The sequence below is a fragment of the Morganella psychrotolerans genome, from assembly GCF_001676155.1.
In the GTDB taxonomy this organism is placed as follows: domain Bacteria; phylum Pseudomonadota; class Gammaproteobacteria; order Enterobacterales; family Enterobacteriaceae; genus Morganella; species Morganella psychrotolerans.
On sequence record NZ_LZEW01000012.1, the window covers coordinates 138,811 to 162,548 of the forward strand.

General features: G+C 46.4%; 21 protein-coding genes and 1 pseudogene. 12 read left to right on the forward strand and 10 right to left on the reverse strand.

Going from position 1 to position 23,738, the window contains the following annotated elements; translation table 11 throughout:
- The first annotated feature begins 17 nt into the window (after positions 1 to 17).
- The 7 genes and pseudogenes from AYY16_RS11045 to fba all read left to right on the forward strand — a co-directional run bounded on the left by AYY16_RS11045 (position 18) and on the right by fba (position 7,882).
- Positions 18 to 2,231, forward strand: coding sequence for a TonB-dependent siderophore receptor (locus AYY16_RS11045; protein WP_067366218.1), 2,214 nt, complete (start codon positions 18 to 20; stop codon positions 2,229 to 2,231).
- Positions 2,232 to 2,241: 10 nt separating this feature from the next.
- Positions 2,242 to 3,342 carry an ABC transporter substrate-binding protein gene (locus AYY16_RS11050; protein ID WP_067366220.1) on the forward strand — a complete coding sequence of 367 codons (1,101 nt, stop codon included), beginning with the start codon at positions 2,242 to 2,244 and terminating at the stop codon, positions 3,340 to 3,342.
- Positions 3,343 to 3,756: 414 nt separating this feature from the next.
- Complete coding sequence (locus tag AYY16_RS11055) at positions 3,757 to 4,206, forward strand: PTS sugar transporter subunit IIA (RefSeq protein ID WP_067366223.1); 450 nt, start codon at positions 3,757 to 3,759, stop codon at positions 4,204 to 4,206.
- Positions 4,203 to 4,484 carry a PTS sugar transporter subunit IIB gene (locus tag AYY16_RS11060; RefSeq protein WP_067366226.1) on the forward strand — a complete coding sequence of 94 codons (282 nt, stop codon included), beginning with the start codon at positions 4,203 to 4,205 and terminating at the stop codon, positions 4,482 to 4,484. The genes AYY16_RS11055 and AYY16_RS11060 overlap by 4 nt, the downstream gene beginning before the upstream one ends.
- A 103-nt stretch (positions 4,485 to 4,587) precedes the next feature.
- The gene (locus tag AYY16_RS11065; protein ID WP_067366229.1) at positions 4,588 to 5,982 is read left to right on the forward strand and encodes a PTS ascorbate transporter subunit IIC; all 1,395 of its coding nucleotides are present in this window, start codon (positions 4,588 to 4,590) and stop codon (positions 5,980 to 5,982) included.
- A 34-nt stretch (positions 5,983 to 6,016) separates the two neighbouring features.
- A pseudogene (locus tag AYY16_RS11070) lies at positions 6,017 to 6,983 on the forward strand (carbohydrate kinase family protein).
- Between the two features lie 35 nt (positions 6,984 to 7,018).
- Positions 7,019 to 7,882, forward strand: coding sequence for a class II fructose-1,6-bisphosphate aldolase (fba, locus tag AYY16_RS11075; protein WP_067366232.1), 864 nt, complete (start codon positions 7,019 to 7,021; stop codon positions 7,880 to 7,882).
- Between the two features lie 30 nt (positions 7,883 to 7,912).
- Here the strand turns inward: fba and AYY16_RS11080 are convergent, their stop codons facing one another.
- From AYY16_RS11080 to AYY16_RS11115, 8 genes are all read right to left on the reverse strand, one after another.
- Positions 7,913 to 8,815, reverse strand: coding sequence for a LysR family transcriptional regulator ArgP (locus AYY16_RS11080; protein WP_067366235.1), 903 nt, complete (start codon positions 8,813 to 8,815; stop codon positions 7,913 to 7,915).
- 101 nt (positions 8,816 to 8,916) lie between these two features.
- Positions 8,917 to 9,747 carry an MrpH family fimbial adhesin gene (locus AYY16_RS11085; protein WP_459562091.1) on the reverse strand — a complete coding sequence of 277 codons (831 nt, stop codon included), beginning with the start codon at positions 9,745 to 9,747 and terminating at the stop codon, positions 8,917 to 8,919.
- Positions 9,748 to 9,788: 41 nt separating this feature from the next.
- On the reverse strand, positions 9,789 to 10,337 hold the full coding sequence (locus AYY16_RS11090) for a fimbrial protein (RefSeq protein ID WP_082970700.1): 549 nt from the start codon (positions 10,335 to 10,337) through the stop codon (positions 9,789 to 9,791).
- A complete protein-coding gene (locus AYY16_RS11095; RefSeq protein ID WP_067366241.1) occupies positions 10,337 to 10,822 on the reverse strand; it encodes a fimbrial protein in 486 nt (161 codons plus the stop codon). The genes AYY16_RS11090 and AYY16_RS11095 overlap by 1 nt, the downstream gene beginning before the upstream one ends.
- Positions 10,823 to 10,831: 9 nt before the next feature.
- Positions 10,832 to 11,323, reverse strand: coding sequence for a fimbrial protein (locus tag AYY16_RS11100; RefSeq protein WP_067366244.1), 492 nt, complete (start codon positions 11,321 to 11,323; stop codon positions 10,832 to 10,834).
- Positions 11,324 to 11,352: 29 nt separating this feature from the next.
- Positions 11,353 to 12,087 (reverse strand): fimbrial biogenesis chaperone, encoded by a 735-nt coding sequence (locus AYY16_RS11105; protein ID WP_067366246.1) that lies wholly within the window; start codon positions 12,085 to 12,087, stop codon positions 11,353 to 11,355.
- 56 nt (positions 12,088 to 12,143) lie between these two features.
- Positions 12,144 to 14,648: a fimbria/pilus outer membrane usher protein gene (locus tag AYY16_RS11110; RefSeq protein WP_067366249.1), complete on the reverse strand. Its 2,505-nt coding sequence runs from the start codon at positions 14,646 to 14,648 to the stop codon at positions 12,144 to 12,146.
- Between the two features lie 100 nt (positions 14,649 to 14,748).
- Positions 14,749 to 15,345, reverse strand: coding sequence for a fimbrial protein (locus tag AYY16_RS11115; RefSeq protein ID WP_067366252.1), 597 nt, complete (start codon positions 15,343 to 15,345; stop codon positions 14,749 to 14,751).
- A 1,588-nt stretch (positions 15,346 to 16,933) separates the two neighbouring features.
- Here AYY16_RS11115 and AYY16_RS11120 point away from each other — a divergent pair.
- The 4 genes from AYY16_RS11120 (at position 16,934) to AYY16_RS11135 (ending at position 20,593) form a co-directional block, all read left to right on the forward strand.
- Entirely contained in the window at positions 16,934 to 17,731 is a 798-nt protein-coding gene (locus tag AYY16_RS11120; RefSeq protein WP_067366255.1) for a DUF3100 domain-containing protein, read from the forward strand.
- 2 nt (positions 17,732 to 17,733) lie between these two features.
- Positions 17,734 to 18,210 carry a hypothetical protein gene (locus tag AYY16_RS11125; protein WP_067366258.1) on the forward strand — a complete coding sequence of 159 codons (477 nt, stop codon included), beginning with the start codon at positions 17,734 to 17,736 and terminating at the stop codon, positions 18,208 to 18,210.
- An 18-nt stretch (positions 18,211 to 18,228) separates the two neighbouring features.
- Positions 18,229 to 19,554 carry an amidohydrolase gene (locus AYY16_RS11130; protein ID WP_082970701.1) on the forward strand — a complete coding sequence of 442 codons (1,326 nt, stop codon included), beginning with the start codon at positions 18,229 to 18,231 and terminating at the stop codon, positions 19,552 to 19,554.
- A gap of 157 nt (positions 19,555 to 19,711) precedes the next feature.
- On the forward strand, positions 19,712 to 20,593 hold the full coding sequence (locus tag AYY16_RS11135) for a DUF3289 family protein (protein WP_067366261.1): 882 nt from the start codon (positions 19,712 to 19,714) through the stop codon (positions 20,591 to 20,593).
- A 110-nt stretch (positions 20,594 to 20,703) separates the two neighbouring features.
- Here the strand turns inward: AYY16_RS11135 and AYY16_RS11140 are convergent, their stop codons facing one another.
- Entirely contained in the window at positions 20,704 to 21,186 is a 483-nt protein-coding gene (locus AYY16_RS11140) for a GNAT family N-acetyltransferase (RefSeq protein WP_067366264.1), read from the reverse strand.
- Between the two features lie 177 nt (positions 21,187 to 21,363).
- Between AYY16_RS11140 and pdxR the strand changes: the two genes are divergently transcribed.
- Positions 21,364 to 22,851, forward strand: a complete 1,488-nt coding sequence (pdxR, locus tag AYY16_RS11145) for a MocR-like pyridoxine biosynthesis transcription factor PdxR (protein WP_067366267.1) — start codon at positions 21,364 to 21,366, stop codon at positions 22,849 to 22,851.
- On the opposite strand, the gene AYY16_RS11150 is transcribed toward pdxR, so the two are convergent.
- The gene (locus tag AYY16_RS11150; protein ID WP_067366272.1) at positions 22,848 to 23,633 is read right to left on the reverse strand and encodes a sulfite exporter TauE/SafE family protein; all 786 of its coding nucleotides are present in this window, start codon (positions 23,631 to 23,633) and stop codon (positions 22,848 to 22,850) included. The two genes, pdxR and AYY16_RS11150, sit on opposite strands and share 4 nt — an antisense overlap.
- Positions 23,634 to 23,738: the final 105 nt, after the last annotated feature.

Below are 23,738 nucleotides of genomic sequence, written 5' to 3' on the forward strand. Positions count from 1 at the left end.
CTCACAGGAATTATGACATGCGTATTCGTTCGTTTTGGCTGCTCACGCCCTGCCTGACAGTTCTCACGCCTCCTCCGCTGCTGGCGGCACAATCACCGGGCGCTGATGAGCCGATTGTGGTATCTGCCACGCGGGGTTACCGGACGGTCGCAGAAATGGCGCAGACTACCTGGGTTATTGATAATGCGGATATAGCCCAACAGGCGGAGGGTGGCAAAGAGCTGAAAGATATTCTGGCGCAACTGATCCCGGGGATGAGTGTCAGCGGACAGGGACGGACAAACTACGGTATGAATATGCGCGGGCGCTCAATGATTGTGATGGTGGATGGTGTTCGCCTGAATTCATCACGCAGTGACAGCCGCCAGCTTGATTCCATTGACCCGTTCAATATTAATCATATAGAAGTAATTTCCGGCGCAACTTCTTTGTATGGCGGCGGCAGCAGCGGCGGTCTGATTAATATCGTGACCAAAAAAGGGCAGGCAGAAAAACAGGTTGAAGTGCAGATTGGCGGCAAAAGTGGTTTTCATAATGGTTCTGATCATGATGAAAATGTGGCGGCGGCCGTCAGCGGCGGAAATGAGCAGGTGACCGGGCGGATGTCGGTTGCGTACCAGCGCTATGGCGGCTGGTATGATGGCAAAGGCAATGAAGTGCTGATTGATAACACGCAGACCGGACTTCAGTATTCTGATCGTCTGGATGTGATGGGTTCCGGGACACTGAATATTGATGAAAACCAGAAGCTGGAGCTGATGGCGCAATATTACAACAGTGAATCAGACGGTAAGCATGGGATTGACCTTGGCAAAGATTTCTCTGCCGTGCTCGGCAAAGGGTCGGCGCATAACAGTGATAAGCTGGATTCAGACCGGATACCCGGTACCAAACGTCATCTGGTGAATCTGCAATACAGTAATCAGGATGTGCTCGGACAGGATCTGGTGGCACAGGTTTATTACCGCGATGAAACGCAGACCTTCTATCCTTTTCCGGCGCTCGGCGGTAAAAAGCCGGATTATGTGGTGAGCAGCATCAGTGCATCTGAACAGAAAACAGATTTCTACGGCAGCAAAATTACCTTTAACAGTAAGCCACTCGATAACCTGACACTGACTTACGGCGCAGATGCCGAGCATGAAAAATTCAGTGCCAACCAGAAGTTTTTCAATCTGGAAAAAGCAAAAGAAAGTAACGGACTGACGCTGGATTCGGCGTATAACACCGGGCGCTATCCGGGCTATACCACGACTAATATGGCGGCTTTCCTGCAAAGCAGTTATGACATTAATCCGTGGGTGACACTGAGCGGCGGTATGCGTTATCAGTACACTAAAAACAAAGTGGATGATTTTGTCGGTTATCAGCAGCAGCAATTGATCGCGGAAGGAAAAGCGACGTCTGCGGATGCGATTCCGGGCGGAGAAACGGATTACAACAACCTGTTATTTAATGCCGGTGTGCTGGTGAATATCACCGATACACAGCAAACCTGGTTTAATTTCTCACAAGGCTTTGAAATTCCTGATATTGCCAAGTTTTATGGTACCGGCACGTATGGCAGTTCAGTTAACGGACATTATCCGCTGCTCAATAGTGTGAATATTAATGATACGCGGGTTAAAGGGATTAAAGTTAACTCATTTGAACTGGGCTGGCGTTACACCGGTGACAGCCTGCAAAGCCAGTTAGCGGCCTATTATTCACTGTCTGACAGCAGTTATGACATTAATAAGAAAGACATGACTATCTTCCTGAAAGATGACAAACGCCGGATTTATGGTGTGGAAGGTGCGGTGGATTATTTTATTGCTGATACTGACTGGCGTGTGGGATCAAATTTCAATCTGATCAAATCTGAGACAAAAACGGATGATCAATGGCAGAAATGGAGTGTAAAATTCGCCAGCCCGTCAAAAGTAACCGCCTATGTCGGATGGGAGCCGGATGACTGGACATTGCGTCTGCAAAGCCAGCAGTCATTCAACCTGACGGATGCGGACGGACAAAAACTGGATGGGTATAACACCGTCGATTTCCTTGGCAGTTATCTGTTACCGGTCGGTAAAGTCAGCTTTGCTGTCGAAAACCTGCTGGATAAAGATTACACCACGGTCTGGGGACAGCGCGCACCTATCCTCTACAGCCCGGCATACGGCGCACCGGAGCTTTACAGCTACAAAGGGCGCGGCCGGACATTTGCACTTAATTATCAGGTAACATTCTGAGACTCTTTCTATGCGTATATTGTTGTTGGTTGTAACCCTGGTCCTGAGCGTGGCAGCACAGGCTCAGACCCGGATAATCACAGATTTACAGGGCCGCCCGGTTGCAGTGAATACCCCGGTAAAACGGCTGTTTCTGGCAGATGCCCGCGATATTCTGGCGGTGGATATAGCTGCCGGAAAGAATCACCTTTCTTCTCTCAGCGGATGGAGTGATACGCTGGCACACTATGCGCCGGATCTGGAAGCCGCGTATCTGGATGTGATGCCGGAACTGGCGCGTTTGCCGGTTCTGCCTAAGAGCAAAGACGGTACGTTTGTGGTGGAAAATCTGCTGGCACTCTCTCCGGATGCGGTGCTGATGCATAAATCGTCTTACGGGCTGATGAAAAGTTCCAATCTGCTGCCGCAACTGGAAGCTGCCGGGATCCCTGTGATTTTTATTGATTTTCGCAGTGATATGACAGAAAACACGCCGAAGAGTATTCAGATCCTCGGTGAGTTATTTGACACGCAGGACCGGGCTGACGCATTCACGGAATATTATCAGCTGAAACTGGCGGCGTTACGCAAACGACTGCCGGAGCAGGCCGCCACTGTATTGATTGAAAGCAATGCCGGGTTATTCGGTAATGAGTGCTGCAAGCTGTACGGGCGCACCGGTTTTGGTGAGTTAGCGGCATTAGCGGGTGGAAATAATCTGGTCAGTGAATCAATACCGGCAAACGGCGCAGAAAGTAACACAGAGAATATCCTGCATCTCAACCCGCAGTTTTATGTGTTGACCGGTGCTGACTGGAAACAATATAACCGGCGCTCAGAGGCGGTAAGTCTTGGTTACGGTGTACAGCCTGAACCGGCACGGGCAGAGATGAACGCGCTGATGAACCGGCAGGGGCTTGCGTCACTGGACGCGGTAAAATCGCACAGAGTGATGGCGATTTACCATAACTTTTATAACAGCCCGCTGAATATTTTTGCCGCAGAGGCACTGGCGACATTTTTCCACCCGCAGGCATTCAGTGATATGAATCCACAGGCGGAAATTATCTCATTTCATCAGCGGTTTACAGCAATCAGTGGCGCTGGGACGTTCTGGGTAACAGCGCAGTAATCTGACCATCTGTCACGGCATATTATGAATAAGGGCAACCACAGATGTTGCCCTTATTTTTGGTTATTTTCCGGCGTCGGTTAAAATTCCGGCGATTCAGACCTCTGATTTGATCTTCCTCCCAATCTCATCATTCAGCAGCTATATAAACGTGATGTAAGACTCATTTTTATAAGCGTAAATATGAGTTAAGCCACATATTCCGGCATGAAAATAAAAACAAACGAAATCACTGAAAAAAAATAACATAATGAATTTACTGCATTATATTTTGCTTTAAACGATAAAGCGCTATTTCGGGCAAACGAGATCGTGCTCACATTTTTAAAACGGGAATGTGATCCGTATCGCTACTTATTTACACATATTTAGGTCATCTTTAAAAATAAGAAAAATCATATCAGGAGTGCGGTTTTGGAGATTTATTTCGACAGTAAGCTGTTATCCCTGAATCAGCATTTTACCTCAGCGGAGGAGGGAATACGTTACGCCGGAGGGCTGCTATATCAGGCCGGAGCCTGTAATCATGATTATATTGAGGAGATGATCCGCGTTTATCATGAATTTGGTTCGATTATTGTTCTGGATACCGGTGTGGCGATGCCACACGCAAGACCGGAAAAAGGCGCGTTAAAAACGGCATTTTCTGTTGTGGTAACCGGAACGCCGCTGGTGTTTCATCATGAAGAATTTGATCCGGTAAACGTTATTATTGCGATTACCGCAACGGACCCGGACACCCATATTCATCTGATTCAGACGGTGGCCGACCTTATTGAAAATAATATTACTGAATTTGTAAAAGAAAATAATAAAGAACAGATTTTACATTTTATCCGGATGTCGATAGAGAGGACAGTATGATTAAAATAAGAACCGTATGCGGCAATGGTATCGGTAGTTCATTAATGGCTGCCAATAATGTAAAGAAAATTTGTGAGGAGATGGGGATTAAAGCCGATGTGGCATCAGTTGATTTTGCTAATGCCGTTGGTGAAAGAGCAGATTTATATGTCACGATTAAAGAACTGGCCTCGCAATTTCCGGCTCACTGCCAGGTTGCCGTAATTCGTAGTTATGTTCATAAAGCAAAAATTGCGGAAGATATTAAAGAGGCTTTACTTAAACTGAGTCAGTCCTGATATCTCCTTATTCCTTCAAATTGCAGGTTTGTTGGCTGTATTCAGCCAGCCTGCATCCTGAATGATGTCGGGCATAGTTCATTTCTTTTACAGGAATTAAAATATGACTTATATTCTCTCATTTCTGACTGAGATATTCAGTCAGCCTGCTTTCCTTATGGGTATTATTTCCCTGGTGGGATTGCTGGCATTACGATCACCGGTTAATAAATTATTAACCGGTACATTAAAACCCATTCTTGGTTATTTAATGCTGAGTGCAGGTGCCGGTGTTATTGTGGCAAACCTGAACCCGCTCGGTGGTATTATTGAAGCCGGATTTAATATCCGTGGCGTTATTCCGAATAATGAAGCGATAGTTTCTGTTGCCCAGAAAGTACTGGGTGTGGAAACCATGAGTATTTTATTACTCGGATTTATTTTTAACCTCGCAATTGCACGACTGACCAAATATAAATATATCTTTTTAACCGGGCATCACTCTTTCTTTTTAGCCTGCTTATTTTCTGCGGTATTACAGGCGGCGAGCTTTAAAGGCTGGGAAATGGTGCTTATCGGCGGTTTCCTGCTGGGTTCATGGTCTGCTATCTCTCCGGCTATCGGGCAGCGTTATACCAAACGGGTGACAGAAGACGGCGGAATAGCGATGGGACACTTCGGGTCGCTCGGCTATTACCTGTCAGCGTGGATTGCGGGCAAAGTCGGTAAAGCGGAAGACTCATTTGCCGATACTGAAATCTCAGAAAAATGGGGCTTCCTGCGCGATACCACAGTCACTACCGGTATTGTTATGGTCGTTATCTATCTGGTGTGCAGTATTGTGGCAGGCTCCGGCTATATCAGCACTATTACTGAACAAAACATGGTTATCTTCTCCATTATTACCGGTCTGCAATTTGCTGTCGGGGTGGCGATTGTCTACAGCGGTGTCCGCTTAATTTTGGGTGATTTGGTGCCTGCATTCCAGGGGATCAGCCAGAAGCTTATTCCGAATTCTATTCCGGCTGTTGACTGTGCGGTCTTCTTTACTTTCAGCCCGACAGCCGTGGTTATTGGTTTTATCAGCTCCTTTATCGGCGGACTGGTGGGTATGCTGATGCTCGGTGGTCTGGGTATGGCGCTGATTATCCCGGGCATGGTGCCGCATTTCTTCTGTGGTGGTACATCCGGTGTTTTCGCCGACAAACTGGGCGGGAAAAAGGGCTGTATTATTGCATCCTTTATTGGCGGTATTTTCCTGGCATTCTTACCGGCGATGTTATTACCGGCATTGGGTAATCTCGGTTTTGAAAATAGTACATTCGCAGACTTTGACTTTGCGGTCTGGGGTATTGTTATCGGAGAAGCATTTACTCACTTCGGACAAATTGCGATTTACCTGATTTGCTTTGTCTTATTGCTGGCGTTATTAATCCCGTTTGCCTTTAAATCAGTCAAAGTGGTTGGTGATACCCTCAGTTATGACGAATTAATCGAAAAAGACCGTGCACATAAATAAATATGATACTGACGAAAGGCATTAAGGAGTTGTTATGGCAGTAATTTCTGTCGGTTTATCCTGCTTCGACCAGTTCTTTTTTTATTAATCACTGGCCGGAAGAGAATACCAAAAATTTCTCCGGGGATTTTATTGAAAGCGGAGGCGGCCCGTGTGCAAATGCCGCCTGGTTATTAGGGCTGTGGGGCGAAGATATCTATTATACCGGACACCTTAATAATGATATTTATGGTCAGAAAATTATTAATGAGTTTCATGATGTTGGTGTAAATACGGATTATGTTATTTTTAATGATGAAATGATCACTCCGCTTGCATCAGTATTAGTAAATCAATTAAATGGGTCACGGACAATTATCACGCGGAAATCAGCATTGCCACCGCGCATGACATTTGAAGAAAAACATAAGATTGATGAATTAATTAATAAACTGACACAGAAAGACAAAGGGGAAGTGGTCACAATATTAATTGATGGTCATGAACCGGAGTTAAGCGAATATATTATTCAGCGATTACCACAAGCCCGCGTCGTAATGGATGCGGGGTCACTGAGAGAAAGTAATTTAAATCTGGCTAAATATACCGATTACCTGGTCGCCAGTGAAAATTTCTCCCGTGATCTGATTGAAATTGATAAATTCACAACTGACAGTCAGTTAAAGTCAGCATTAACAGAGTTGAATAAGCTCGCGCGGGGGCAGGCATTTATTACCCTGGGGGAGAAAGGGTGTGCTTATTTACAGAACGGAATGCTGACAATATCACCGGCATTTGTCTGTAATGTCATTGATACCACCGGTGCGGGTGATATTTTTCACGGTGCCTTTACGTATGGAGTTCATTATAACTGGCATATAGAAAATATTATTTTGTTTGCCAGTTTATCTGCCGCTATTTCTATTGAGAAAAAAGGGGTGCGTGAATCAATGCCTGATTTGGCTGATGTCCATAATGCTGTTAATAAATATGAAAGAAACCTGAAAAATTATTTTGATTAATTTCTGAATTATATGTCAACCAAAGGGGAATACCAATGCTAGTTTCGATGGAGAATATGCTCAATCGCGCCTTCGCACATCAGTATGCCGTCGGTCAGTTTAATATTAATAATATGGAGTGGACGGGTGCGGTATTAAATGTCGCTCAGACATTACGTTCACCGGTTATTTTGGGTGTCTCCGGCGGGACGATAAAACACATGCTCGGGCTGAAATGTATTCACGATATTGTTATTAATGCGATGGATTATCTGGAAATTGATGTCCCGGTTGCGCTGCATTTGGATCACGGTCAGTCTTATGAAGCCTGTGAAGCAGCAATTAATGCGGGGTTCAGTTCTGTGATGTTTGACGGCTCTCATATGCCGTTTGCTGAAAACCTGGCAATAACCAAACGCTTGGTAACTTACGCCCACCGCCGTGGTGTTTCGGTTGAAGCCGAGCTGGGAACCATTGCAGGCAGTGAGGACGGCATTATTAATTCCCATGTGATTTATGCCGATCCGCAGGAGTGTCAGACGCTGGTGGAAGAAACCGGCGTGGATTGCCTGGCTGCCGCGCTCGGTTCGACTCACGGGCTGTATAAAGGTAAGGCGAAACTGGGTTTTGCTGAAATGCAGCACATCGCACAATTGGTGAGTGTTCCGCTGGTATTGCACGGCGGTACGGGAATTTGTGATGAGGATATGAAGAGAGCTATTTCACTGGGTACGGCAAAAATTAATGTGAATACTGAAAATATGTATGCCTGGTGCCTCGCCGTAAAAGAGCAGTTCGACCAGCAGGGCGCGCATGATATTAATGATCCGCGCAAAGTGATTATGAAAGGCTTAAAACCGGTTGCAGAGAGAGTGGAAGAGCGGATGCGTCTGTTCGGCTCTGCGGGTCAGGCTATTTAACCTTTTGTTTATTCTGATAATGACCGCCATTCAGGCGGTCATCGGAGACTGGGTCAGGTAATTTTTTGCGTTTTCAATAATTGCCTGAGAGATGCGTTGTAATGTGGCGGACTCAGGCTGATAACGATGCCAGTAAAGTTGTTTCTGCTGAACCAGTTCCGGTACAAGATTAATCATCCTGCCTGATTCAAGTTCATGTTTAATCTGATGTTCTGCAATCATACAGCAGGCTGAATTCTGCAATACCAACTGAATATACGCCTCAGATGACGGTACAATATGGCTGTTCAGGCTGCCGGGGGTTAACCGGAAGTATTCCTGAAGAAAAATATGGTGCATATCAGATGAGTGGTTGAACGAGACGACCGGCGCACGCAGCAATGCCTCTTTGGTGACGCCGTTTTTAAAGTGTTTCTCTGCAAATGCCGGGCTTGAAACAAAGATATAATCCATCGCGCCCAGATAATCACAGGTTCCGCCGACCGCAGGCAGCGGCTGCATACTGATTGCCCCGACCGCTTCACCTTTCAGCAGGTAGTCGAGTGTGCGGCTTTCATCATCCACCTTAATATCCAGACGGATTGCCCGGTCATCAAGAATCGGTTTTATTGCGCCCAGAAACCAGGTCGCCAGTGAGTCGGCGTTAATAGAAATGGGAATGGTCACCACATGGTTACCACTTTCATTATCGAATGCATCATGCTCAATTAAATCAACATGATATAAAAGTCCGAGTAATTTCTGACCCAGTTCCGTTGGTTTTGGCGGCACTGTCCTTGTCAGGAGCAGAGAGCCGACCTGGTTTTCCAGTTGTTTCACGCGCTGAGAAACTGCTGACTGTGTAATAAACAGTTTTGCCGATGCTTTTTCAAATCCCTGTTCTTTGATAATAAGATCAAGCAATCTCAGTGATTTATAATCTACATTCTTCATGGCGGCTCAGCGGTGGTGGCGAAAAGTAGCGCTATTCTACACGAAAAGGCGGACGGGAGGAAAAGCGCCGGCAGAGGGTGCTGCCGGCGTATAAAGGAATATCAGTCGATAGTCATAATAATGGAAATCATGCCACTGAATGCCCCCGGGGCGACAGTTCCGGTTGTTTCCAGTGTACTTTTCAGTTCAGCCTCTGTCGGGTAGTCACCTCTGACATACATCTGCACGCCTCCCTGTGATGCGTTCAGTGGGTAGTTATTCAGTGTCAGCCGGCTATACAGGTTTTGTTTGAGTTGCAGACGACTTTCTGTGTCGGAAATGGAATACACCCGTACAACCGTATCTTTACTGCATTTTACGGTCAGGTATTCCGAGGCGACATTGCCCTTAATCATATCGTCCTGAATCCGCCCGTGATCTAAAAAGATGTTCGGGTTACCGACATCAAAACTGCATATTCCGCCGGGTGGGGGGGATACACCACAAATAGCACCGGGAAACATATAGCCTCCGCCTGCATTTGATTTAGAGGTCAGAAAAAGGGTGACACACTCATTGCGGATAGGATCGCCGACATGGTTTGTATTGCTTGAGTAAGGCAATCCGCCAAAGCAGTTATTATAAATATAGTCATAGACATCACGCGCATCCCGAAGATTCACTAAGTTTCCCTGGCAGCGGCTGTTAAAATTACTGTCGTTACGTGACGCTACTCCGCCCTTATTGGCATTAGTGTGACGGTGATTAATATTGGCATAGCAGGTTTTAGAAAGCCCGGCCTGAAAGCACGGGTTTGGTTCTCCGCGTGCAGGAGGGCTCCAGGCTGCAATGGTATAGTAGTAATCAATATTTTTAGGTTTCCCTTCCGAGCGGGTGATATAGCTGTAAATTTCTGCGTGTGCGGAGGAAAGGGTGAATAAAAAAAAGCACAGTCAGTACACTCAGATAACGGATAATATTTTTCATACCGGCCTCAGAAGTAGTCGATAGTCAGGAATGCGGTGGCATTAAATGCACCATATTTAATAGTTTTGTCTGCCAGTGCTTTAGGTGCGACTTTTAAAAAAGCGATAAACCGGATTTTATTTTCACCATTACCGGCAATATTAATGGCATTGGAGAACTGATTCAGCGGAATGAGGGCGGCGGATTCTGTTTTGATACCGATAGCAAAGCCCCCGGCATTACTGGAAGCATCAAGTGCAAGATATTCTTTCAGCTCCACTGAGGTCGCGCCGGTAAATTTAATCTTAAAACGGTTCAGATCACTGATATCACACTCAGACAAAACCAGAGAGAATGATTTACTGACTTCTGTTCCGTCATAAAGATCCGGCAGTGAAACATCACTGAAATCAACCAGTAATTCTTTATTTTCAGGTAATAATGTACAGGGGTCATTATATAACTCACCCGTGACCCGTAAATTATCTGCGGCATTTACAGCAGGGATAAAACCGGCTGAAAAAGAGAGTGCGGCACTGAATATCAGCGCACAGAGAGCAGACGGACGAAATATCATCAGAAATACTCCATAGTCACAGTACCGGTTCCGCTAAAGTGACCGGGCGACAGCTCCCCGTTCGGGTTTTTTGTCAAAACTACCGTCAGTGTCAGATGACGGCTGTTAACCAACTGCGCTTTACCTAAATCCAGCTTTGTTCCTGTCAGTTCGATATTGAATGCCAGATTGCTCAGGTTGGTTTTAATCAGCTTATTATTGAACTGGGCGCGCGGTCCGTCTACGGTCAGATAGTATTTAAAATCAGCGCTTTCCTGCTCACAGACAAAGGGGATATCCACATCCCTGCGGGCATCTGCTTTTTCCAGCGATTTTATCTGTACACGCTGAAAATCAACCAGAATCTCTTCATCATTATTGACCCTGCAGGGCGGTGGTGGCACCAGTTTTCCGGTGATAATGATGTCGGCAGAACTGTGAGCCGCACCCGCGTATACCGGTACGGTTATACATGCCAGAAGCAGAGCAGCGGAAAATAGTTTCATCACAGCGCCTTATTCGTATTCAATATGGATAGTTGCAGTTGCACTGAAGTTTCCGGACGGTAATTTGGCACCGGGTTTTTTGGCCAGCACTACTCTTATTTCCGGTTGAGACGGATATTGAACGGCTATTTTTTCATCCAGCGAAAGCAGCGTGTTATTTGACTGAAATTTTACCGCCAGGTCATCTGCGCTGGTGGAGAGATAACGCTTATCAACAGCGGACGGTTTGCCGCTGATATATATCTTGATACCGCGCGCCCGGCTATCCTGGCACTCTATCCGGTAATCCAGCTTTTCACTGTAATTATCATGATCAATGCGCGTGGTAATAACGTCTTTAAAATCGACCAAAATATTTTTACCCTGATTAACTTTGCAGGGTGCGGAATAAATTTCACCCCTGACATAAACATCAAGATAGGTATAGGACGCGCCGGATACCGTCAGCGGCAGGCACAAAAATGCTGCACATCCTGTTCGGGTTAAAAATGAGTGGATCACCGGCGTTTCTCCTTTTATTGCTCAGCAGATTATTTATTGTCTGCCTGTACGGAACAGGCACTTCCGTTACAGCTGAATTTCAGCGGCTTGGTATCGCCATAGTCATTAACGTAGTAAGCCGTTGGTGAATTACCCAGAGCCGGGGCACTGAAAGTGGCAGTGGCTTTTGGTGCCACCATTATCGGGTCGAATTTCACTTCTTTCCCGCCGCTGGCTTCCATGCGGGTTACTGAAAGGTGGAAAGCGGTTGTATTATCAATGGTATATTGCCCGCCATTTTGCGTCAGGCGGATACCCTGTGCGCCATCAATAATCTCCATTCTGTCCTGTACCTGAATGGATTTAGGGCGATAGAACAGTTTGATTTTTGTCTGAAGCGCAATTTGCAGCACATTGCTTTTCTCTACAGCAGGCGGGATCTCACGGACATTCAGGTAAAATACAGACTCGCGATCAGCCGGTAATGATGCGGCTTCCGGTGATAACTGAACTTTTATCTGACTTTTGCTGTTCGCTTCAATCCGCTGAACCGGCGGGGTAACAAAGATAGGCGATGTGATTTTCTGACCTGCGCTGTTTTCAATCCAGGATTGTGCCAGATACGGTTTGCTGAGGTGTTCATTTGTCACGGTCAGCGGAACAGATTTATCACCTTCATTATAAATTACGCGGGTTCTGTCCAGTGCGATTGCCGCATTGGCCGCCAGTGGTGTTAATGCCAGAGTCGTCAGTGCAGCACAGAATAATGTTGTTACTTTTTGCATGTATCTTTCCTTACGGATCATCTGTCAATTCGGGTATGTACAATGTCTGTGCCGCTTTATTTTTTCAGGCAGGGCAACAGCATATTAAATTTAAAATCTTCAGTCAGTGTCGCCGGAATATGGATTGAACATTGAGTCTGTCCATTCCAGGCCACACTCAGATTTTGGTCCGGCTGGATACCCGTCAGGTAAGCCGCACCATTATCTGCAATAATTCCGATCTCCACACTTTTGTCATTCAGAACGGATGCGCCGAATGGCGGATGAGAATTATCACTCATAGCAATAATACTCATAATTTTATAACCTTCTACGATATTAAATTTACGGTAGCCGATAGCGCCGGATGTCATTGTTGCAGTCTGAACAGATGTCAGGGCTTCTGCGTTATCCGGCAGGTCTTCCAGATCCAGTGATAACTGGCTGCGTGAATAAGCAGTCGCTGTCGGGATAACGGCTTTTCCGAAATGGTTTGAATGCACCGCTTTCCCGGTGCCGCGTACAGAAATATCGGCAGCGCCATTGGTATCGACCAGAATACGCGGTGCCATTGTATTTCCGCTGCGGTGGAACGCCGCGCCTTCTGTGGTCAGGGTCATGCCGCCACGGGACTGACCAGATAGTGTCACAATATCATCCTGCACATAAGTACCGCTCAGTGAAAGGTAGTTATTTCCCCCTTCATTACTGTAAAAACCGGCGACATTAACATTATTATCGCCTTCCCCGACGGAAAGAGAATAGCTGCTGGCATTATCAATATCAGTGTAATAGTTAATATTGTTACTGTGCGCTTTCTTATTATAACTGCCGCTGTAGCTGACCATCCCTTTGTGGTCATCAAGCGGAACGGACAAACTGGCGTAAATACCATTATCTTTGGATGTGTCAGACTCTGTCCGGTACGCCGACATACTGACACTGAGATTGCGTTTATCTGCCCAGTCAAAGCTGCGTGACAATGTCATGCTGTAGTTATTGATGCTTGGCTTATTCCAGAATGTCTGATGGCTGTAGTTCAGATAGACGTTCATGCGCAGAGACGGAAACACCTTATTAAAGATGATGTTATACATCTCTTTGCTGCTTTCGGTATTACCGCCGCGATAGCGCTGGTCGACAAACTGATTCATTGTCATGTAATCCCGCTCGGAGAAGCGATAACCGGCGAAGGTCAGCTGACTGTTAATAGCATCGAATTCTTTTGAATAGGTAACACTGTAAGATGTGCCGCTCTTATTTTGTTTATCTGCAAGGTTATCTAACTGCGCCCGGGAATAGGATACTTTTACGGAGAATACCCCGAATGGTGCGATATCGCGCCCGATCCCGGCAGAGACATTCTGATAATCAGCAGCGGCCAGCGCACCACCGAATAACGTGGTGTTATTGTTCATCCCCCAGGAAAAACTGCCGACCCCAAAATCGGGACCTTCCGTTTTATGGTTATCTGCCATCGGCTTACCGGCGGCCAGTTTAAACAGGAACTGACCCGGGCGCGTTAATGTCGCCAGGCGGGATGTTTCAATGGTGAAATGCTGTTCGCTGCCATCTTGTTCTTTAATGGTGACATTCAGAATACCATCACCGATATAGTTCATATCACGGATACGGAACGGACCTCTGCTGACCTGTTCCTGATACACGATACGCTCGCCCTGGCGGATAATAACGGTCGCATTGGTGCGTGCGACCCCGGCCACTTCAGGCGCATAACCCCGTAAAAGTGGCGGAAACATATTTTCATCTGTTTCCAGGCTCAGACCAAGGTAGCGGAAGCTTTCAAACAGTTCGGAAGTCAGGTACTGCTCACCCATCATCAGGCGGGCACTGATTGAACGCAGTGCGCGATAGCCGTATACCTGGTTCCACTGCCAGCGTTTTGTACTGTCAGGCTGGTCGCCTCCGGTTCCCTGCCATTCAGCACGGACCCGCCAGGCGCCGAGGTTTACCCCGACATCACCATAACCGACGACCTCTTTCTTATCGTTTTTTCCGTTATCCTGATCTTTTTGGAATTTGCTGTAGGTCGCGGTGGCATTATAGTCAAAAATAAAGCCGGCAATACCGTCATCCCAGCGGGCAGGCGGATCCCATGCCGGATCGTTGTACTCCATATACGCCTGGGGAATATTAATGTTCAGCTTATTGTCGGGGATATCGCCTGTTGCCTGCATATCAGAAATAGCGCGGGTATCCAGACACTGTAAGTTATCCTGAGTCAGCCAGTTTGCTTTATTTTTCCATTCTTCTTTAAGATCAAGCTGTTTAAATAATTCAGGCGTAATACAGGGGAGTGTTATTTCTTTATCATCTTCAGGCGTGTAGAAAAGTATATCTTCTTCACTATCAATAATATTGTTATTTAGCTTTACGGCTAAAAGATAAGTACCGGGCATAACATAGTGAGCACGGCTGAAATTGGAAAAATCTATTTCCTGACTATCGGCATCAAGAAAAGAGGTATTGAAATTAACTGCCTCTTCTGCAAATGCATTGCTTATCTGGAGGGATACAATGATCGAAGCTGCGAGTATTTTTATTGTTGTTGCGAGCTTCATAAATAACGCCGACCACCATTGATTTATTCATTAATGCAGTGGCGGAAGCGGTCCGTGCATACCACTGCATATATTCAATCTTTAATCAGTAACGATCCTGTTATTGATAGAAAATCTGGAAGTTAACCGGGGTATCGAAACGACCTGTTGTTGCTTGTTCACCGGCAACAGCAGACTGATTACCTTTCACATAGGCTGCAAAGTTCAGCGGAGTGATTTGATCTTTACCACCGTTCAGGGTGTATTTTTCAGCCGGGAAACGTGAACCCAGTTCAATTGCTTTACCACCGCTGTCAGTCAGTGCGATACCGGCATTCTGAATAGAACCCAGACCAACATATTTAGAGGTTGCAGTACCATCTTTCAGTTCGATAGTTGGTGCTGTAAATTGAATCTGAGCTGTTTTATATGTTGTGGTGTCACAGTTTTTCAGTTCAATATTAAAATTCTTGCTATCAGTACGGTAAGTACCGGTAGTTAATTCATTACGGCTGATTTCACCGAAATCAACTGTCTGGTCCAGGAATTTACTATCAATAGAGCAAGGTACGTTATTAATGTAACCTTTAAAATGAACAGTACCCAGACCGCTTTTTACTTCTGGTGCAGCAGGGGTAACCGGATCTTCAGCTTGAGCTAAGCCGACAGTAAATAATGATCCCAGGACAACTGAGAGTAATACTTTCTGGAGTTTCATGTTATTTCCTTTATCAGGGATATTTGTCAGTGTTAAAAGTAATGTTTTATTTTTGATAACAAGGGTAATGAAATAGATATGTCCGATATAAATATATCGAATATATTTAATATGAGTAATTAAGGGTAATGCACTCTAAATACTTGGTCATATTATGTTGTTTGTTTTATAGCGTGTCAATTTAGCGGAGAGGGTTGCTGTTTTTTTATATTACATTAACATTTGATGTTAAGTTTCAGGATGTGAATTGCAGGTAGGATTATATCTCTGATATGAACATAGCTGGTTCATGGAATGAATTTATGATGAAGGTATAAATACCTGGTCATTTTATGATTATCTTTTACATATATCATTAAAATTCAAATTTTCGATATTTTAATATACATGGGGCGTACGAGGATATGCGTTTAATCTGACTTGTCCGTCATTAAATGCACATTTTCAGTTACAGATGCTATTTACACAACTAGTTTGATTATAATCATGTAGTGAAGTGATTAGTTTTTTGTGCTTAGTCATATGCCTGTAATTGGTTATTAAAGATAACAGAATCTATTATCAATTACATTATGAAGGTTTATTTACTATTCTTATTTTGGGAGATTGCTCACAATCTCATTAGCCTCAGCAATAACGTATAAATAATGCGGTGGCACAGCAAGATTACGCACGCAAAGGTTAAGCAATTTTTACTTATCTTATATGGCACAGAGTATGTCGGTTAACTCAAAAATGGATGGGTGATAGCATGTTATTGTATGTGACCCAGCGCATTTTTTTTTTATTCATACGATGGTATTTTTCCGGTGGAAATGTCATTTGTACACAAATGCAACATTATATAAACAAATCGTCCCATTTATTTGACATAAACACGATGTTTTCAGTCGGGCCACGGATTGGATAAAAAGTAACCTGAAATATCGCCCGGTAATGAACGACGCCACTTCCGAAATCCTCTTTTACCTGATTTTTGCATTTATAACGGAGAGAATACTCAATAGTGTGAGCTACATCTATATTTACACCATAGTGTGATCTATATCTGATTTATTTATCCTGTCGGTATCCGACCTGTTTTCCTGTAAACAGTTTAATATTCTGACCTAACGTTGGTAATAAGCGGTAACCGTGTGTTGTGGCGGGGTGCTGCTGAATAAATTCAGGAATAAAGTTCTATTTTCGTGATTATATAAAATAATCAATAATATGACTTTATGGCGGAATAATTAAAAAAAACAGGGGCAGGCTCACATTATGGATTTATTTGACGATTTTTATGATTATGTGAATCAAAACAAACATCACTTATCGAATAATATTTTTTACAAAAAGACACCAAATTGTATCGAATTGAAAAACAACATTATTTTTATTAATTATTATCCCGAAATAAGTGAGGGCGTCAGGGTTAATCAATAAATATTAATTTATCTGTTTTCATCATTCCTAAAAGGCATGGAAGAGGAATTTTCGGAATATTGTCAGGAAAACAGTCTCGCAGGTAGTATGAATAAGGAAGGGTACGTTTTTATATAAATACACACGAGTAATTCTCAATAACAATTACTATAAAGGTAACACTATGGATATATTAAAAGATAGTAAGTTGCTTTTGGTCAGCTTATTTATCATTCTCCTCGCGGAAGCAATAGGGCAAATTAAGATCAGTTTGGTGATGATTTTTCCGATGCTTTATTCGATGCTGATGGGTGGTATTATCAGTTTTCCGAAATTCAAAATCCTCAATGAAAAGAATATGGCCCGCGCTGCTTCCATTATGAGTGTGGCGCTGGTTATCCTGATTGCCAAGCTGAGTACATCGGTCGGGGCGTCCTGGGAAAAAATCATTCAGGCGGGTGGTGCGCTGGTTTTACAGGAAGTCGGCCACTTTATCGGTACTATTCTGATGGGTCTGCCGCTGGCTATCATGTTGGGTATGGGACGTGAAGCAGTCGGTGCGACGTATTCTGTCGGCCGTGAACCTAATATTGCCATTATCGAAGCCAAATACGGATTAAGTTCACCGGAAGGCCGCGGTGTGATGGCGATGTACATCTGCGGTACGTTATACGGTGCGGTCTGGATGGGCGTTCTCGCGAGTGTGATTGCCGGTCTGGATATTATGAGCCCGCTTGCTCTGGCGATGGGCGCCGGTGTGGGAAGTGGTTCAATGTTAGCGGCGGCGGTTGCACCTCTGCTGGAACTCTATCCTGATCAGGCTGCTGATATTCAGGCATTCTCATCTTCTGCAAACCTGATGTCCTCTGTATTAGGTCTGTACATCTATATCTTCTTCTCCTTACCGTTTGCGTCTTACCTGTACAACAAATTTAAAGGAAAACGTGCTACGGCGACTGCGGATACTAATAAGGATAATTAATCATGAAAAAGATGACAGAAATTGCCGTAATCCTGGTTTTGGTTGTGTTATTTACCGCGCTCGGTGATGCCGTCGGCGGGTCAATGTACGGGCGTGGTGAGTTCGGGCAGGTGTTCAGTGATACCTTGCTGGCGATGAGCCTGTTGGGCGCAATGTCCTTTGTTGCGTACCTGATTGCGATGATCCCGCCGTTAGGCAAACTACCGGTTATCTTCTGGGTTTCCCTGATTGCTGCCGGTCTGTGTTCTCCGCTGTTCCCGTACGACAAAGAAATGATCGCGATGACCGGGAAAGTGTCCATTGCGGTTATCAGTACGACAGTACTGGCCTTTGCCGGTCTTTCACTGGGTAAAGATATTGATAAGTTCAAAGCGATCTCCTGGCGCATTATTCCGGTATCGCTGGCAGTGTTCTCCGGGACATTCTTATTTGCTGCACTTATCGGTCAACTGACGCTCACATGGAGCGGTGTTATCTAATCAGGCGGAGTATTCAGCATGACAATGACTAAAGACCAACTGAAAGCGAAAGTCTGTGAGGCAATTGCTGCCCGCAAGAGTGACATTAAGAAACTGGCAGAGAATATCTGGGCAGAGCCTGAACTCGGTTATAAAGAGATTAAAACGGCGAAGAAAGTTGAAGCCGCATTTGATTCTCTGGGCGTAAGCTACCGTAATCAGCTGGCTCTCACCGGGGTTAAAGCCCGCCTTAAAGGCGGAAAAGGCAGTAAGCGAAGTGTTGCGGTGATCGGTGAGCTGGATGCCATTATTTGTGCTGAACACCCCGATGCGGATGATCAGACCGGTGCGGCGCACTGCTGTGGTCACAATGCGCAGATAGCCAATATGATGGCCGTCACCATGGGACTGATTGATTCCGGGGCGATGGCATATCTTGCGGGGGACGTTGTACCTTTCGCAGTTCCTGCGGAAGAGTATGTGGAACTTGCATACCGTAATAAACTGATTGAGCAGGGAAAAATCAGTTATATCGGTGGTAAACCGGAGCTCATTTCTCTCGGCGAATTTGACGATGTGGATATGGCAATGCAAATCCACTTAACCAGCGTCAAATCTGAGCGTGAGAATGGCTTTATTGAAATCTCCACAACCACGAACGGGTTTGTTGGTAAGCTGATTAATTATAAAGGTAAACCGGCACACGCCGCAGCGGCTCCGCATCTGGGCATTAATGCACTGAATGCAGCAATGATCGGCATTATGGGCGTCAATGCTTTGCGTGAAACCTTTCAGGAGAAAGATTACATCCGCTTCCACCCGATCATCACCCAGGGCGGTGATCTGGTGAACGTCACACCAAGTGATGTACGGATGGAAAGTTATGTCCGCGCATCAAACGTTCCGGCTATGATTGATGCCAATGAGCGCATTACCCGTGCGCTGGTGGCAGGTGCGATGTCTGTTGGTGCGCAAGTGGAAGTGAAAGATTTACCGGGCTATCTGCCGCTGTATAACAACGCCATACTGAATGACCTGTTACAGCAGAATGCGGGCGATTTGATTGGTGATGAAAATGTCTGGGTTGCCGAGCACATGACCGGCAGTACCGACACCGGGGATCTCTCCCACATCATGCCGGTCAGTCACCCGTGGATTGGTTCTATCCGTGGCGGTTTGCACGGGAAGGATTATGTGGTCTTTGATGATGATATGGCCTATATCCGTCCGGCTCAGATGATGGCAATGACCATTATCGATCTGCTGTTTGATGATGCTGCCGGTGCTGAAACACTGTTGGCAGAATACACGCCGCTGATGAAAAAAGATGAGTACCTCAAATTTATCGGTTCCTTTAAAAACTGATAATCCCCGTTAAGGCCCGGAAACGGGCCTTTTCTCTTTGGTTCCCCGCTTTCTGTTGATTTCGTCCCGCTTTCAGACAGACGGAAAAGATTTATCCTGTTGTTGGTGATAAAGTCACCATTGCATAAGAAAGATGCAGACAAAACTCAGGGACAGAATGGCGATAATATCAGCACCTCTATTAATTTATCAGTCACCGCGACGCAGGGATGATTACCGTACGGATGATATGCGATGCGGTGATCTGGATACTCTTGCGCTTCGTGACCAATTGCGGCTTTGCGATGTTTCCGCTCAGGTGGACCCGTATACCATGCAAAAACCCGAGGCTGATACGGGTTGTCATCCCGCCTTTATGGGACTGAATTATACGCCTCAGATTTTTAACCTTGGCGCAAAAGCGTGCAGCCGGATCCTGTTTGATGAGATGCGGCAACTCTCCTCTGAGTTTTCCTGGTCATGCGGCTACCGGGGTATTTTAAGCAAACTTATCTCTCATATGCAGCGTGCAAACGGTAAACCGTATCGTGATCGCGCGCTGGATTATTCATTCCGTGACAATATACTGAACCGGGATGCACTGAATCCGGTGCTGGCATCCGTCAGAAAAACGCTGACGGCTCACATTGACTGGCAGGAAGGAAAATTGTGCGGCAATGTGAATATGGAGAATAAATTCCGCGAAGGGCTGAATAAGACACTGTTACCGGCATACAGCCGCTGGCATGATTTAAAAAGAAAAACACCGGTTATTCTCAATGATACCTGGGCGACTGAAATTACCCTGGAATCGCTGAACATTAAGAACGGTCATTTTACCGCGCTGCTCAATTATCAGCTTCAGGGGCATTTCGGATTAAGCACCGGTGACATGAAACGTTTTAATGGCAACAACCGGTTTTTCCGTCTCTGGTATGTGTTGCAGCGCTATGAAAAATTCGGTTTTAAACCGTTTGTTATCAATATAAAAACAACGGCAGAAGTCACCGGAAAGCGCCCCGGCAGCATACAAATCAGTGACAGTGAAGACAACGTCTGAAAATTGCATAAGAAAAGCCCCTGAACGGGGCTTTTTTGTACCGGCAATATATATCGTCATTCAAGATGCAGCCAACGAACCTGCAGTTTGAATGAATAAGGGTATAGCTGTTATTTCAGCGGCATAATATACTCAATAGCGCCGGATTTATTAGCAACCCAGTCATACAGGCGCTGACCACGGGTATTATCTTTATGGGTATGCCAGTAGAGGCGTCCGCACGGGCGGGCTACCGCCTGTTGCTGAACAAATTCAATCAGTTGCTTACCGATATGCTGCCCGCGCACAGTCGGGTCCACATACAAATCCTCCAGATAGCAGAACTCTTTTTCCGCCCAGCACGAGCGGTGATACAGATAATGAACAAATCCCACCACTTTGCCGTCCATGCGGGCAATGGCGCAGAACATAGGTTCATTATCATCAAAGAAACGTGACCAGGTGGTCAGTGTGACTTCTTCCGCAAAGCTGACTTTATAAAATTCCTGATACGCCAGCCAGTGCGGCAACCAGCCCGCATAATCATTTTGTGTGGCAGGTGAAACAGTTACTTGTGCCAGCATGGGTGCTGACGGTGTCATTGTATTATTCATGGTTTTTCCCTCATCATTCTTAACGCGACAGCACCCGGTGTGTCGCAAAATTGTGAAAATCAGAAGAAAACGCGTTTTCCATGACGTGAAGAGTACGTGTTATTTTGGTTCTTTATAAGATACACTTTTTGTATTTTTAACAGATCCACTTTTGGGCAGATAATTAGGCAGGTGATGATGAAAAAATCCGGCGCAGCGGCGTTTCCTGAGTTACTTACCGGTCACGGAATAATCAAAGACCAGGTTTATCATGCCCTGCGCGACGCTATTCTCAGCGGGCGCTTACATGCGGGCAGTAAAGTACCGTCCGGGCGGGCACTGGCAGAAATGATGGGAATTTCCCGTAACTCTGTTATTGCCGGATTTGAACGTTTGCAGGATGAGGGTTATCTCATCACCCGGCGTGGCTCGGGAACCTTTGTCTCCGATAATCTGCCGGATCACAGTATCAGTCAGCCGGTTTCGTCTCCGGCAGAGGATGCGGCGCAGGCGGTGATTGCGAATATCAGTCCGCTGGCGGATCAACTTCTGTCCTTGCGGGCATCCTCCGGCGCGCTGTCAGATTCGTTATTTATGGTCGGCACCGGGTGTGTTGATCTTTTTCCTCATGATGTCTGGGGCAGGTTGCTGGGGCGGGTCTGGCGTCAGTCCCGTCACGCGTTGCATACACATAGTGATCCGCATGGTTACCTGCCTCTGCGCCGGGCAATTTGTCATTATGTCCGCGCAACCAGAGGCTTGCAGTGCGATGAAGATCAAATTCTGATTGTGAGCGGCACGCAGCAGGCGATTAATCTCACGGTTCAGACACTGTTACAGCCGGGAGATGAAGTCTGGCTGGATGATCCGGGCTATGACGGTGCGCGCGGGGCGTTTGTGTCTCAGGGGCTGACGGTGCGCCCGGTCTGGGTGGATGAAGAGGGAATGGATATTCACGACGGACTGAGCCGCTGGCCGGATGCCCGGCTGGTTTTTACCGCGCCGTCTCATCAGTTTCCGGCAGGCGGAACCCTGAGTCTGTCCCGGCGCGCGGCATTACTGTCCTGGGCGGCGAAACACCATGTCTGGATTTTGGAAGATGATTATAACGGCGAATTCCGCTATGCGGATCGTCCGCTTCAGGCATTGCAGGGGCTGGACAGACATCAGCGGGTGATTTATGCGGGCACTTTCTCCAAAATGCTATACCCAGCGTTCCGGCTGGGTTTTCTGGTGGTGCCGAAAGCGCTGATCCCGGCATTTACCGCGATAAAATACTTTGCTGACACCGGGTGTGGTTATCTGGAGCAGGCGACACTGACGCGCTTTATTAATGAAGGTCATTACGCACGTCATGTCCGGCGTGTCCGCAAAGCCTGCTATGAACGGCAACATGCACTCACTGATGCGATTAATCATTATCTGCCTGCGGTATTTGATATTGTCCCCAGCGATTCAGGTATTCATCTGATGTGCCGGATGAAAAACCGGGTTCCGGCTCAGGTTGTGATACAGACAGGGCGCGCCAGTGGGATGGGGATGCAGCCGCTGTCGCGTTACTGTCGCCCGGATGCCCCGCAGGAAGGGGTTTTGTTTGGCTTTGCCGCGTATCCGGCAGAACAGCTCAGGGACGGGATCCGCCGTCTGGCGGCGGCATTACAGGCGGCAGGCGTTAAGGTCGCTTAAAACAGTTTCAGGATCATCATCACGGCACTGCACAGGATAAGCACCAGGGTTGCATACTGAAATGCGCGATCGGGCATCCGTACCAGCAGAATTTTGGTCAGCGGCATACTGAGAAGGGAGCCGGCGAACAGCCACAACGCCAGGCTGACATCAGTGTGTCCGTCCTGCATATAAGCAATGGCGGACGACCCGGAAAGCAGTGTTGTGACAAAAATGGAGGTGCCGATAGCCTGTCTGATATCCATTTTCGCGTAACGCAGCAGCATCGGCAGTACTACTATGCCGCCACCGACACCTGTTGCGCCTAACACAATACCGGCGGCAATCCCCGGCAGCAGCAGTGCGCGCACGGAAATGGGGTCTGATGCATCCTCAGGCGGCAGCGGCGGGCAAAAAAACATCCGCCGGATAAACAGCCAGAGAGAAAAAAGGATCGCGGCAACGACCAGCAGATTAATGGTTTGATTAACGGTGGTCTGCCAGGCGGGAACGGAGGCGAGATAGCTTACCAGCAGGCTTGCGCCGAATGTTGCGGGCAGCATAATACCGATAACAATCATTGCGCGTTTCAGCGGAATATTTCCGAGCCGGTAATGCAGCCAGGACGAGGTGATTTTCATCAGCATGGAGAGGAGATTGGCTGTCGCAACGGCCATCAGAGCATTCATTCCGTAGAGATACGCGAGGATGGGCAACACGATAACCCCGCCGCCCACGCCGGTGGTACTGATAATCAGCCCGGTGACGGCACCCGTGGCCAGTGTTGTGAGTGTTGCTATCATTTTGTTCCCTGATACAGAATAAAACAGGCGTATTATCATACCGCAAGCAGGTTCAAAGCCCTAAAAAAAACGCGGAATTGTCCCCGGTATCACATTAATAAGACG